The sequence below is a fragment of the Variovorax sp. GW460-12-1-14-LB1 genome (assembly GCF_059423605.1).
The window spans coordinates 55454-67666 of sequence record NZ_JBWKYF010000015.1; the positions used below are offsets into that span (position 1 = coordinate 55454).

Genomic DNA, 12213 nt, shown 5'->3' on the forward strand with positions numbered 1-12213 from the left:
CCGTGGTCTCTACGACCAGCGAATCGGATTTCCCGTTTCGATGGCTGCGCTGCACAAGACCCGAAGCGGCTCGACGATGTAGTTGAAGTCGGCACTCGTGCGGTCGCGCATCTCGAAATGAACCGCCGTCGGGTAGCTGGAGCGACACTGACCCGCATCGTTCTGCATGCGACCGTCGGGCCAGGCAATGTCGGGTCCGGGCATCGCAAGCGCGCAGCGAAAGCTCCTGCCTGAATCCAGATCAGTCAAAAGCGCAGGGCCCGACCTGACCGGGTCTGAGCCTTCAGGCGCCAGCAGGGCCTGCGTGAAGCGCTTGCTGCGAAACAGCACGTCGGCGTCTCCCGACACGACGAAGAAGCCCTCGGCATCGACGCCCAGACGCAGTTCGGACGTCAGCACAAACTGGTGCGACGCCGAGGCGCTGCGCAGTTCATCGCCCGAGGTCGAGTCCAGCAGAACGAAGCGTTGGCCGAAGCGCGCGGACTGTTCGAAATCCGACAGCTCCGCGAGCATGCGCGATGCCACGGCGGCGGGGGCCAGACCGCCATTCGCCACCGGCAGGTTGTCGAACAGCGTCGGGAAGCGCTCGGCACCGCCTGCTTGGTGCAATGCGTACTGAAACTCCCGATAGCCGTGCCAGTTTGCGAGGTGTTCGTGGGCCTGTTTCATGCCCGGGTGGACGCAGCATGTCTGCAGCCACTCCCAGAACGGGCCGAAGTCGGGGTCGTCCTCGTCCTTCAACCCGGGGTAGCCCTCTTCGTCGATGGCGATGCGCGATGCCAGGGGCGTCGGCCGGGTCAGGCCACGTTCCCAGCAGTTGCAGCGGACCGAGGCGTCGAGGCCCATTCAGAATGCGACGCCCGCGACCAGGATGATGTTCGCGTAGGGCGTGCATTCGCCCGTGCGCACCACGGCCTTGGCGCGCGCGCTCACGCGCTTCAGTTCTTCGTGCGAGATGACCTGCGGCACCACGCCCAGTTGCCCTTCGCACCACGCGGGCAGCGTGCCGGCAGGCAAGTGCTCCAGCGCTTCGCGCGCCATGAGTGCGCTTTCCACCTGCATCTCCGACAGCACAGCCTTCAGCACATCGCTGATCCCCGGCACGCCGCGCGCCACGGCCAGGTCGATGCGGCGCGGGCCGTCGGGAATCGGCAGGCCGGCGTCGCCGATCACCAGCATGTCGCCGTGACCCAGCGAGGCGATCACGTGGGAGAGTTCGGCGTGCAGCAGGGGGGAGCGTTTCACAGCGTGATCCAGTCGGGGGGCAGGGGGCTGCGCAGCACGGCGTCGCGCAGCGGAATGGAGGGTTGGGCGCCGGGCTGCTGGATGCACAGCGCGGCGGCGCGGATGCCCAGGCGCACGGCCTCGTCGAACGATTGGCCTTCGCCCAGCGCCACGGCGAGCGCGCCCAGGAAGGTGTCGCCGGCGGCGGTGGTGTCGACCGCCTGCACCTTCGGCGCGGGATGGTGGCGCGCACCGTCGGCGTCGACCGCAACGGCGCCGCGCGAACCCAGCGTGACGACCACGCGGGCGATGCCGCGCGCGCGCAGCGCCTGGCCGGCCTGCGCTGCTTCTTCGGGGCTGTCGGCGTTCTGGCCCGACAGGGTCTGCGCCTCGATCTCGTTGACCACCAGCGTGTCGATGCGGGGCCAGAGCGCCTCGGCGATGGCTTGCACCGGCGAGGGGTTGAGCATCACCGCGCAGCCCGCGTCGTGCGCGGCGTTGATGGCGCGTGCCACCTGGTCCATCGGGGTCTCGAACTGCGCGACGAGGAAGGCCGCGCCCTGCACCTGCTGCGTCAGCGAGGCCGCGTCGATGGCGACGCGCGCGTTGGCGCCGGGAATCATCACGATGCGGTTCTGGCCGCTGTCTTCCACGAGGATCAGCGCCGTGCCGGTCGGCTCGCCCGCCACGGTGCGCAGCGCGGCGGTGTCGATGCCGTCGCGCGCGAGCGCATCGCGCAGGGCCGCGCCATGCGCGTCGTCGCCCACGCAGCCGATCATCTGCACCTGCGCGCCTTGGCGTGCGCAGCTCACGGCCTGGTTGGCGCCCTTGCCGCCGGGGATGGCGTCGATCGAACGGCCCAGCAGGGTTTCGCCCGCGGCCGGGGCGTAGGGCACGCGCAGCACGATGTCCATGTTCAGGCTGCCGAGCACCACGATGCGCGGTGGCGTGGAGGAAGAAAGAGGCTGAAGGCTCACGAGGTGCGGGACTTGGAAGGTGTGGCGGTGGGGGAAGGGGCGGGCGTCACGCCGGTTTCGCGAAAGCCCGCGTGGCGCGCGGTCGAGGCGCGCACGCGCAGCTCGGGTTGCAGCACGACCTTGCGCGCGTCGCGGCGCTTGCCGCCCATGCGCTCCAGCAGCATGTCGACCGCCAGCGCGCCGATGCGCTCCTTGGGCTGGGCCACGGTGGTGAGCGGCGGGCTGGTGTAGGCCGACAGTTCGATGTCGTCGAAGCCCACGATGGACAGTTCGTCGGGCACGCGCACGCCGCTTTCATGTGCGGCGCGCAGCGCGCCGATGGCCATCAGGTCGTTGCACACGAACACGGCCGAGGGCTTCTGCTCGGTGCGCAGGATGGCGTGCATCGCCTCGTAGCCGCCCTGGCTGGTGAAGCCGCCGCGCCACAGCAGCGCGTCCGCATTCGGTGCCGATCCGGTTTCCGCCAGCGCCATGCGCCAGCCTTCGATGCGCTGCTCGCTCGAGGTCACGCCCAGCGGCCCGCCGATGCAGGCGATGCGCTTGTGGCCCAGCGACAGCAGGTGCCGCACCGCGAGCAGGCCGCCCTGCATGTGGGCGGTTTCCACGAGGTCGCAGGCGGGGTCGGCGATCTCGCGGTCGACCAGCACGGTGGGAATGCGCAGGCCGCGCAGATGGGTGGCGAGCGAGTCGTCCTCGTCGGCGCCGGTCGACACCACGATGAGCCCGTCGATGCGGCGCTCGGCCAGCACCTGCAGGTACACGCTCTGGCGCCGGGGCTCGTCGTCGGTGTTGCACAGCACCAGCGTGTAGCCGGCGCCGAAGCAGCGGTCTTCCACGATGCGCACGATCTCGGCGAAGTAGGGGTTCGAGCTGTTGGGGATCAGCATGCCCAGCGTCGAGGTGGTGTTGCTCTTGAGGCTGCGCGCCATCGCGTTGGGCACGTAGCCCAGCTCGCGGATCGCCAGCTCGACGCGCTCGCGCACCTTGGCGCTCACGTGGCGCGTGTCGTTGACGACGTGCGACACGGTGGTGACGGAAACGCCCGCCTGGAGTGCGACGTCCTTGATGGTGGCCATGGTTTTCTCTGGGTTCCTTGAGGCTCAGGCCAGTCGACGATCGGCCCGGCGCTGGCGCAGGGTGTCGATGATGACGGCCACCACGATCACCGCGCCCGTGATGATGCGCTTGCTCGGCTCGCTCGCGCCCACCTGCGCCAGGCCGGCCTCGAGCACCGCGATGATCAGCACGCCGAAGAAGGTGTTGACCACCGAGCCGCGCCCGCCCATGAGGCTGGTGCCGCCGATGACCACGGCCGCGATCACCTGCAGTTCGATGCCCACGCCCGCGTTCGGGTCGGCCGCTTCGAGGCGGGCCGACTGCATGAGGCCCGCGAGCCCGGCCAAGAGGCCGGTCACGGCGAAGACGATGATGCGGATCGGCCGCGGGTCGATGCCCGCCAGGCGCATGGCTTCTTCATTGGTGCCGATTCCCACCACGTGGCGACCGAACACGGAGCGCGTGAGCACCAGCTGCCCCACGGCCACCAGCACCACGGCGAGCACGAAGGCGGCCGAGATGCCGCCGATCCACGGCGCGGCCAGGCCCGAGATGGCGTCGCCCACGTACTGCGTGCGCGAGTCGGTGACCAGGTAGGCGCCGCCGCGCACGGCCTCGAGCATGCCCAGCGAAACGATGAAGCTCGGCAGCCGCCACGCGACCGACACCGCGCCCGTCACCGTGCCGCAGATGAGGCCGGTGGCCAGGCCGAGCAGGGCGGCCAGCGGCACCGAGAGTTTCCATTCGAGGATGGCGGCGGCCGTGACGGCCGCGCTCAGCGCGAGCACCGAGCCCACCGACAGGTCGATGCCCGCGATGATCAGCACGAAGGTCATGCCCACTGCCATCACGGCCAGCGCCGGGATCTCGTTGGCGATGGAGATGAAGGTTTCGCGCGTGAGGAAGTATTCGCTCATCGAGCCGAAGAGCGCAATCATGCCCAGCAGCACGACCGTCAGGCCCAGGTAGGTGCCGAGCTGGCCCTTGAGCGCAGACGGCGGCTTGCCGGCGGCGGCGGAAGCAGGAGAAGAGGGAGAGGCTGCGTTCATGGTCGTCAGGCGTCGGCGGAAGTCGGGGCGGATGCGGAAGGGGCGGAATCCGCCGGGGAACCGGGCACGCGGCCCGTGGCGTCGCTGAAGGCGGCGGCGAGCAGCGACTGTTCGCTCCACTCGCCGCGCTCGAACACGGCGACCAGCCGGCCGGCGCTCATCACGCCGATGCGGTCGCACATGGCCATCAGCTCGCGCAGGTCGCTGGACACCATCAGGAGCGCCTTGCCGGCGTCGGTCATGCGGTCGAGTTCGGCGTACAGGTCGGCGCGCGCGCCCACGTCCACGCCGCGCGTGGGTTCGTCCAGCAGCAGCACCTTGCATTCGCGGTGCAGCCAGCGTGCGAACACCACCTTCTGCTGGTTGCCGCCGCTGAGCGTGGACACGGGTTGTTCGATGCTGCGCGAGCGGATGCGCAGCAGCTCCACCAGCCGGCGCGCAATCTGCCGTTCCTTGGCGCGGCGCAGCCAGCCGGCGTGCGAGATCGCGCCGAGGTCGCTCAGCGTGGCGTTGACGCGGATCGGCTGCGTGAGCAGCAGGCCCTGCGACTTGCGGTCTTCGGTCACGAGGCCGATGCCCGCGCGAATGGCCTGCATCGGCGAGCGCCAGCCCTTGCGCGCATGCCGCACGGGCTGCGCGGCCGGCGTGCCGTCGTGCAGCACGACCTCGCCGCGGTCGGCGCGGTCGGCACCGAACAGCAGCCGCACGAGCTCGGTGCGGCCCGAGCCGACCAGGCCGGCCAGGCCCATGACTTCGCCCGCGCGCAGTTCGAGATCGACGTCGCGCACCACCTGCGCTCGGCCGATGCCGCGCGCGCTCAGCAGCACCGGGCCCGCCACGCGACGCGCGCGGCCTTCGTGTTCGTGCACCGCGCGCCCGACCATGCGCTGCACCAGTTCGGATTCGCGCACGCCGGCCATGGCGCGCACGTCGACCAGCTTGCCGTCGCGCAGCACCGCCACGCGGTCGGCGATGCGCTGCAGTTCTTCGAGGCGGTGCGACACGTAGACGATCGCCACGCCGCGCAGTTTCAGCAGTTCGATCTGCTCGAACAGGTGCGCGGTTTCGCGCGGCGTGAGCATGGCGGTGGGCTCGTCGAGCACCAGCACGCGCGTGTCGTCCTGCAGGTTGCGCGCGATCTCCACCATCTGCTGCTGGCCGATGCCCAGCCGCGCCACCGGCGTGGCCGGGTCAATGCCGTCCAGGCCGATCTTGGCGAGCTGGCGCTCGGCCAGTTCGTGCAGCGTGGCGCGGCGGATCCAACCGCTCTTGTGCGGCAGGCGGTCGAGCAGCAGGTTCTCGGCCACCGACAGCGTGGTGACGAGGCCGAGTTCCTGCATGACCATGCGCACGCCCAGGCGCTCGGCATCGCGGCGCGAGGCCGGCGCGAAGGGCTGGCCGTCCAGCAGCATGCCGCCGCGCGTGGGCTGCACCAGCCCGCAGACGATCTTCGACAGCGTGCTCTTGCCCGCGCCGTTCTCGCCCGTGAGCGCGAGCACCTCGCCGGCGTGCAGCTCGAGAGAAACGCCGTCGAGCACCGGCGCCGCGTAGTCCTTGCCGACCGTGCTCAGGGCGAGCACGGCGGTGGGTAAGGGCGGATTCATGGCGGCGTCGGGTGCGGCAGTCAAAACGAGGTCTTCTTCTTTTTAGAGGGGAGCGGAATGGCTTACTTCGACGACTTGGTGACGAGCACCACGTCGGTCTTCACTTCAGCCGGCATTTCCGATTGCTTCTTCTTGTCGGCGATGGCCTTCAGCGCGGTCTCGATGCCGAACACCGCCTGCTTGGCGGCGAACTGGTCGGCGGTGGCGAGCACGCGGCCGTCCTTCAGCATCGGCTTGATGGCGCCGATATTGTCGTAGCCCACCACCAGCACCTTGCCGGTCTTGCCCGCGGCCTTGACGGCGGCCACGGCGCCCAGCGCCATGCTGTCGTTGCCGGCCAGCAGGGCCTTCAGGTCGGGGTGCTCGCGCATCATGCCGGCGGCCACGGTGTTGCCCTTGTCGATTTCCCACTGGCCCGACTGCACGCCGACCACGGTCATGCCGCCGGCCTTCATGGCGTCCTGGTAGCCCAGCGTGCGCTGCTGCGCATTGAAGGTGGTCGACACGCCTTCGATGATGCCGACCTTGTCGCCCGACTTCAGCTCCTTGGCCAGCGCATCGCCCACCAGCTTGGCGCCGGCGCGGTTGTCGGGGCCGACGAAGGGCACCTGGATGCCCTTTTCCTTCAGGGCGTCGGCGTCCAGCCGGTTGTCGATGTTCACGACCAGGATGCCCTTGTCGATGGCCGCCTTGATCACCGGCACCAGCGCCTTCGAATCGGCGGGCGCGATGACCAGCGCGTTGATCTTCTGCGCCACCATCTGCTCGACCATCTTGATCTGGGCGGCGGTGTCGGTCTCGTCCTTGATGCCGTTGGCCACCAGCGTGTACTGCGCGGCGTTGGCCTTCTGGTGCGCCTTGGCGCCGTCTTCCATGGTGCGGAAGAACTCGTTGGCCAGCGACTTCATGACCAGCGCGACCTTCGGCTTGTCCTGCGCGAAGGCGGGCGTTCCGGCGATGGCGCCCAGCAAGGTCAATGCGGCAGCGCTTTGCAGGGTACGGCGGGTGAACTTCATGGTGGATGTCTCCTGAAATGAGGGGTCAGAGCGGAACGCCGGTCTGTGCCGGGGGCCCCGATGTTAATCGAGGGAAACGTTTGCGCAAACGTTTGCCAGTCGGGTCAAACCCTGAGCCTTTCAGCCCTCGAAGCCGCTTCCAGAGGGCTTTCGGGCAGGGTCGGGCTCGTCGGAAAAGGCGCGCCGGCGTGGCGGGAAGGATGCCTAACCAGGGGAAGAACCCGGTCAGCCTAAAATCGGGGGTTACCCAAGAGGACCTCCCATGAGTTTGCAATGCGGCATCGTCGGCCTGCCCAACGTCGGTAAATCCACCCTTTTCAATGCGTTGACCAAGGCCGGCATCGCAGCGGAAAACTATCCGTTCTGCACCATCGAGCCCAACGTGGGCGTGGTGGAAGTGCCCGATCCGCGGCTCGACCAGCTGAGCGAGATCGTCAAGCCCGAGCGCGTGGTGCCCGCCATCGTCGAGTTCGTCGACATCGCCGGCCTGGTGGCCGGTGCCAGCACCGGTGAAGGCCTGGGCAACAAGTTCCTGGCGCACATCCGCGAGACCGACGCCACCGTGAACGTGGTGCGCTGCTTCGACGACGAGAACGTGATCCACGTGGCCGGCAAGGTCGACCCGATCTCCGACATCGAGGTGATCCAGACCGAACTGTGCCTGGCAGACCTCGCCACGGTCGAGAAGGCGCTGCACCGCCACACCAAGGTGGCCCGCTCGGGCGACAAGGACGCGCAGAAGCTCGTCGGCCTGCTCGAACGCTGCCAGGCTGCGCTGAACGAGAACACGCCGGTGCGCGCGCTCGAGTTCACGAAGGAAGAGCTGCCGCTGGTGAAGAGCTTCACGCTCATCACCGCCAAGCCCGCGATGTTCGTCGGCAACGTGTCGGAAGACGGTTTCGAGAACAACCCCTACCTGGACCGCCTGCGCGAGTACGCCGCCAAGCAGGGCGCGCCCGTGGTCGCCATCTGCGCCAAGATCGAAGCCGACCTGGCCGAGATGGACGACGAAGACAAGAAGATGTTCCTGGCCGAAATCGGCCAGGAAGAGCCGGGCCTGAACCGACTGATCCGCGCGGCCTTCAAGCTGCTGGGCCTGCAGACCTACTTCACCGCCGGCGTGAAGGAAGTGCGCGCCTGGACCATCCACATCGGCGACACCGGCCCGCAAGCCGCCGGCGTGATCCACGGCGACTTCGAGAAGGGCTACATCCGCGCCCAGACCATCGCGTTCGACGATTACATCGCCTTCAAGGGCGAGCAGGGCGCGAAGGACGCGGGGAAGATGCGTTCGGAAGGCAAGGAATACGTTGTCAAGGATGGCGACGTGATGAACTTCCTGTTCAGCTCGTAATTGAGCTCGCCCCCAGGCTGCGCGGCACTGCGTGTCCGCTGCGCCAACCCCCTACCGGGGGCAACACCTGAGGCCCGGCGAAGCCGGTTCCTCGGTGTTTCACGAAGGGGCTTCGCTGTCGCTTGCCTCGTCGATCAGTTGGTTTTCTGCTTGCCCCACACCACCGTGTCGTCCACCGCATAGGCGGCGCACGTCACCTTGCGTTCGGTGCAGCCTTTCAGATGCTCGGTCAGCGCGGCCGAGTTGGTCGCGGTGCCGAACTTCTGGTCGCTCGTGATCAGGAAGATGCGGGGCCGGGCCTGCAGCAGGAACTGGCGGTAGGCGTTGCGCACCGGGGTCGGGTCGGCGCCGATGGAGGGCAGGGCCTGCAGGTCCGCCAGCTCGGCGTGGCCGGAGGGCGCGGGTTCTCCGTTGGGGCCGAACACCACGCCGGTGGTCTTCAGCAGATCGCGCCATGTCGCCAGCTCCGTGGTCACGCGCTGCGGCAGTTCCATCACCCATTGCGCCGGATAGGCAAAGCCAAGGTTCGCGCCGCCGGGCGCCACGCTGTCGGTCACGCCGACCAGCCGGCCCTCGGTGTCGAACAACCCGCCGCCGCTGGAGCCTGAAGACACGGGCGCCGACGTTTGCACGATCGGCAGTTGCCCGGGCGCGCGCGGACGCAGCGCCGAGATCAGGCCCTCGCTCAGCGTGCGTTCGAGGCCATGGGGGCTGCCGACGGCGAACACGCGCTGGCCGACGCGCAACTCGGCGGCGGGCACGATCTGCACGGCGGGCAACTGCAGCGGCGTTTCGCTCGTGAGCACGCACAGGTCGCGTGACGGGTCGGGGTCGCGCACGATGCGGGCGATGCGCAGCGTGGTCGGGCCCTGCTCCGCGGTGACAGCGACGGCACCGTCGACCACATGGCAGGCCGTGGCCAGCGCGCCCGGGGTCACGGCCACCGCGCTGCCGATGGCGGTCTGGTTGTTGCCGCGTTCCCCCTTCACGGTCCAGACAGCGGGCGCGACCTTGCGGAACACCTCCTCGGGCGTGAGTGCCCAGGCCTGGCAGGCCGCAAGGCCGAGCCAGAGTCCGGTGATGAACAGCGAGGTGCGGCGGCGCCGCGTGAAGTGAGGGGCCATCCGGGTCAGTGTAGGAGGCGGCCCTACGGTTTGCCGTAGGCGATGACGCTGTCGCAGCGGGCGCCTGAAGCCCGCGCGTGTTGTGGTTAGACTGCGCGCCCGCTGCATCCTCTGCCGGAAGGCCTTCATTCGCCATGCTCACTGTCCATCACCTGAACAACTCGCGCTCGCAACGTGTGCTCTGGCTGCTCGAAGAACTCGAGCTGCCCTACGAGATCGTCCATTACCAGCGCGACCCCAAGACCATGTTGGCGCCCGCTTCGCTGAAGGCCGTGCATCCGCTGGGCAAGTCGCCCGTGGTGACGACCGACGACGGCGCGACGCTGGCGGAATCGGGCGCGATCATCGAGTCGCTCATCGAGCGCTACGGCCAGGGCCGGCTCGCGCCCGCGCCGGGTTCGCCCGAAGCCTTGCGTTACCGCTACTGGCTGCACTTCGCCGAAGGCACGGCGATGTCGCCGCTGCTGCTCAAGCTGGTGTTCGACCGCATCGAGACGAGCAAGATGCCCTTCTTCGCCAAGCCGATCGCCAAGGCCATCGCGGCGAAGGCGAAGTCGGCCTTCATTCATCCGAACATCACGGGCCATCTGAATTTCATGGAGGCCGAACTCGGCCGCAGCGAGTGGTTCGCGGGCAATGAGTTCACGGGCGCCGATATCCAGATGAGTTTCGTGGTCGAAGCCTCGCAGGCACGCGGCGGGCTCGACGCGCGGCGGCCCAAGCTCATGGCCTACCTGGAGCGCATCCATGCGCGCCCGGCCTACAAGCGCGCGCTGGAACGCGGCGGCCCCTACGAACTGCTGAGCTGAGTTTTTTCGACCGCGCGCTTCATGACGGAAAGACGTATAGAAGCGCGTAGGTCATCGTCACGTAGCGCAGGAACTTGCCGATCGCCATGTAGCCCACGCAGGGCCAGAACGGCAGCTTGAGCCAGCCGGCGACCGCGCACAGCGGGTCGCCCACGATTGGCAGCCAGCTCAGCAGGCAGGCCTTCGGGCCCAGCCGCTCGAGCCAGCCGAGCACGCGCAGGTGGTGTTTCGAGTGCGAGTACTTGTCGGCCACCTTGTGTGCGCCGTAGCCCATCCACCAGTCGACCGCGCCGCCCAGCGTGTTGCCGATGGTGGCCACGGCGATGGCCTGCCAGAACATCTCGGGGTTGAGTTTCAGCAGGCCGAACAAGATCGGTTCGGAGCCCACCGGCAGCAGCGTGGCCGACACGAAGGCCGCGATGAACAGCGTCGAAAGTCCGTACTGGGGGAGCGCGAGGAGCGCCAGGAGTGCGTCGAGCCAGGCTTGCATAAGGTCGGCGAAGTATAGGCAGCGCTCACGTCGCAAGCGCGTGGGAGAAGGCCCCGCGAAATACTGGTGTTTACGCCTGTGTCGCAAGCGCAAAAAGGCGTAAATCGTTTCAGTCGCTGAAATGCCACGTGGCTACAATCGTGCCTCATTTTTCAGCAGCCGACCCGCACAGCACTCCTTCCCATGACCTTGCAGATCGGCACCCACACGCTGGAAAACCGGCTGTTCGTCGCGCCCATGGCCGGCGTGACGGACCGGCCCTTCCGCATGCTGTGCCGCGAACTCGGCGCGGGCTATGCGGTCAGCGAGATGGTCACCTCGCGCAAGGAACTCTGGAACACGCTGAAGACGTCGCGGCGCGCCAACCACGACGGCGAGCCGGGCCCCATTGCGGTGCAGATCGCCGGCACCGACGCGGCCATGATGGCCGAGGCCGCGGTCTACAACATCGAGCGCGGCGCGCAGATCATCGACATCAACATGGGCTGCCCGGCCAAGAAGGTCTGCAACAAGTGGGCCGGCTCGGCGCTGATGCGCGACGAGCCGCTGGCGCTCGAGATCGTCCAGGCCGTGGTCGACGCGGCGCAACCCTTCAACGTGCCGGTCACGCTCAAGATGCGCACCGGCTGGAGCGAAGACCACCGCAACGCGGTGAAGCTCGCGCGCGACTTCGAATCGGCCGGCGTGCAGATGCTCACCGTGCACGGGCGCACGCGCGAGCAGGGCTACAAGGGCCACGCCGAGTACGACACCATCGCCGCCGTGAAGGCCGCGGTGCGCGTGCCGGTGGTGGCCAACGGCGACATCCGCTCGCCCGAGAAGGCGCGCGACGTGCTCGCGGCCACGGGCGCCGACGCCGTGATGATCGGCCGCGCCGCGCAGGGCCGGCCGTGGATCTTCCGGGAGATCGCGCATTTCCTGGACACCGGCACCCACCTGGCGCCGCCGCTGGTGGCGGAGGTGCGCCGGCTGCTGCTCGATCACCTGGTGGAGCACTACGCGCTGTACGGCGAGTTCAGCGGCGTGCGCACGGCGCGCAAGCACATCGGCTGGTATGTGCGCGCGCTGCCCGACGGCGAGGCGTTCCGCGCACGGATGAACGCCATCGAAGACTGCGCCGGCCAGCTGCGCGCGGTCGACGACTATTTCCAGGGGCTTGCGGACCGCATGGACCGCATGCCCGCCCCGACGGCAGACGAGGAGCCGTCGGGAGAAGAGGAGACGGCCTGCGCCGTCGATTGAGCGAAGACAAAAAGAGAAGAAGCAATGAGCAAGAAACACATCGAGGACTGCGTTCGCAGCAGTCTGGACAGCTACTTTCGCGATCTGCGGGGCACCGAACCCGACGGCATGTACGAGATGCTCGTGCGCGTGGTCGAGAAACCCCTGCTCGACGTCGTCATGACGCGCGCCGAAGGCAACCAGTCCCGGGCCGCCCAATGGCTGGGCCTGAACCGCAACACGCTCCGCAAGAAATTGGTCGAGCACAAACTTTTGAAATAACTCCACG

At 68.3% G+C, this 12213-nt stretch carries 13 protein-coding genes; 4 read left to right on the plus strand and 9 right to left on the minus strand.

Features of this window, described 5'->3' with window-relative positions:
* Positions 1 to 9: 9 nt before the first annotated feature.
* The 7 genes from AC07Y4_RS10540 to AC07Y4_RS10570 form a co-directional block, all read right to left on the minus strand.
* Positions 10 to 846 (minus strand): hypothetical protein, encoded by an 837-nt coding sequence (locus AC07Y4_RS10540; RefSeq protein ID WP_495274500.1) that lies wholly within the window; start codon positions 844 to 846, stop codon positions 10 to 12.
* Positions 847 to 1245 carry a D-ribose pyranase gene (gene rbsD, locus AC07Y4_RS10545; RefSeq protein ID WP_495274501.1) on the minus strand — a complete coding sequence of 133 codons (399 nt, stop codon included), beginning with the start codon at positions 1243 to 1245 and terminating at the stop codon, positions 847 to 849.
* Positions 1242 to 2201, minus strand: coding sequence for a ribokinase (gene rbsK / locus AC07Y4_RS10550; RefSeq protein WP_495274502.1), 960 nt, complete (start codon positions 2199 to 2201; stop codon positions 1242 to 1244). Before rbsK ends, rbsD begins: the two co-directional genes overlap by 4 nt.
* Positions 2198 to 3277 (minus strand): LacI family DNA-binding transcriptional regulator, encoded by a 1080-nt coding sequence (locus AC07Y4_RS10555; protein WP_495274503.1) that lies wholly within the window; start codon positions 3275 to 3277, stop codon positions 2198 to 2200. Before AC07Y4_RS10555 ends, rbsK begins: the two co-directional genes overlap by 4 nt.
* Positions 3278 to 3301: 24 nt before the next feature.
* Positions 3302 to 4306, minus strand: coding sequence for an ABC transporter permease (locus tag AC07Y4_RS10560; RefSeq protein WP_062482008.1), 1005 nt, complete (start codon positions 4304 to 4306; stop codon positions 3302 to 3304).
* Between the two features lie 5 nt (positions 4307 to 4311).
* Positions 4312 to 5910: a sugar ABC transporter ATP-binding protein gene (locus AC07Y4_RS10565; protein WP_495274521.1), complete on the minus strand. Its 1599-nt coding sequence runs from the start codon at positions 5908 to 5910 to the stop codon at positions 4312 to 4314.
* 62 nt (positions 5911 to 5972) lie between these two features.
* Entirely contained in the window at positions 5973 to 6926 is a 954-nt protein-coding gene (locus tag AC07Y4_RS10570; protein ID WP_062479141.1) for a sugar ABC transporter substrate-binding protein, read from the minus strand.
* A 262-nt stretch (positions 6927 to 7188) separates the two neighbouring features.
* Here AC07Y4_RS10570 and ychF point away from each other — a divergent pair, with 262 nt between their 5' ends.
* Complete coding sequence (ychF, locus tag AC07Y4_RS10575; protein ID WP_062479140.1) at positions 7189 to 8280, plus strand: redox-regulated ATPase YchF; 1092 nt, start codon at positions 7189 to 7191, stop codon at positions 8278 to 8280.
* Between the two features lie 134 nt (positions 8281 to 8414).
* On the opposite strand, the gene AC07Y4_RS10580 is transcribed toward ychF, so the two are convergent.
* Positions 8415 to 9404 carry a trypsin-like peptidase domain-containing protein gene (locus AC07Y4_RS10580; RefSeq protein ID WP_495274504.1) on the minus strand — a complete coding sequence of 330 codons (990 nt, stop codon included), beginning with the start codon at positions 9402 to 9404 and terminating at the stop codon, positions 8415 to 8417.
* Between the two features lie 134 nt (positions 9405 to 9538).
* Between AC07Y4_RS10580 and AC07Y4_RS10585 the strand changes: the two genes are divergently transcribed.
* Positions 9539 to 10213, plus strand: a complete 675-nt coding sequence (locus AC07Y4_RS10585) for a glutathione S-transferase (RefSeq protein ID WP_070062765.1) — start codon at positions 9539 to 9541, stop codon at positions 10211 to 10213.
* 19 nt (positions 10214 to 10232) lie between these two features.
* On the opposite strand, the gene AC07Y4_RS10590 is transcribed toward AC07Y4_RS10585, so the two are convergent.
* Positions 10233 to 10703, minus strand: a complete 471-nt coding sequence (locus AC07Y4_RS10590) for a YqaA family protein (RefSeq protein ID WP_056577751.1) — start codon at positions 10701 to 10703, stop codon at positions 10233 to 10235.
* Positions 10704 to 10886: 183 nt separating this feature from the next.
* Here AC07Y4_RS10590 and dusB point away from each other — a divergent pair, with 183 nt between their 5' ends.
* Positions 10887 to 11945, plus strand: coding sequence for a tRNA dihydrouridine synthase DusB (dusB, locus tag AC07Y4_RS10595; protein WP_492742619.1), 1059 nt, complete (start codon positions 10887 to 10889; stop codon positions 11943 to 11945).
* Between the two features lie 24 nt (positions 11946 to 11969).
* Positions 11970 to 12206, plus strand: coding sequence for a Fis family transcriptional regulator (locus AC07Y4_RS10600; RefSeq protein WP_056577757.1), 237 nt, complete (start codon positions 11970 to 11972; stop codon positions 12204 to 12206).
* Positions 12207 to 12213: the final 7 nt, after the last annotated feature.

Bases quoted from the DNA above. Each gene is read 5' to 3' on its own strand.
- AC07Y4_RS10540 (WP_495274500.1), bottom strand. From the start codon at position 846: ATGGGCCTCGACGCCTCGGTCCGCTGCAACTGCTGGGAACGTGGCCTG.
- AC07Y4_RS10555 (WP_495274503.1), bottom strand. From the start codon at position 3,277: ATGGCCACCATCAAGGACGTCGCACTCCAGGCGGGCGTTTCCGTCACC.
- AC07Y4_RS10560 (WP_062482008.1), bottom strand. From the start codon at position 4,306: ATGAACGCAGCCTCTCCCTCTTCTCCTGCTTCCGCCGCCGCCGGCAAG.
- AC07Y4_RS10565 (WP_495274521.1), bottom strand. From the start codon at position 5,910: ATGAATCCGCCCTTACCCACCGCCGTGCTCGCCCTGAGCACGGTCGGC.
- AC07Y4_RS10570 (WP_062479141.1), bottom strand. From the start codon at position 6,926: ATGAAGTTCACCCGCCGTACCCTGCAAAGCGCTGCCGCATTGACCTTG.
- ychF (WP_062479140.1), top strand. From the start codon at position 7,189: ATGAGTTTGCAATGCGGCATCGTCGGCCTGCCCAACGTCGGTAAATCC.
- AC07Y4_RS10580 (WP_495274504.1), bottom strand. From the start codon at position 9,404: ATGGCCCCTCACTTCACGCGGCGCCGCCGCACCTCGCTGTTCATCACC.
- AC07Y4_RS10585 (WP_070062765.1), top strand. From the start codon at position 9,539: ATGCTCACTGTCCATCACCTGAACAACTCGCGCTCGCAACGTGTGCTC.
- AC07Y4_RS10590 (WP_056577751.1), bottom strand. From the start codon at position 10,703: ATGCAAGCCTGGCTCGACGCACTCCTGGCGCTCCTCGCGCTCCCCCAG.
- dusB (WP_492742619.1), top strand. From the start codon at position 10,887: ATGACCTTGCAGATCGGCACCCACACGCTGGAAAACCGGCTGTTCGTC.
- AC07Y4_RS10600 (WP_056577757.1), top strand. From the start codon at position 11,970: ATGAGCAAGAAACACATCGAGGACTGCGTTCGCAGCAGTCTGGACAGC.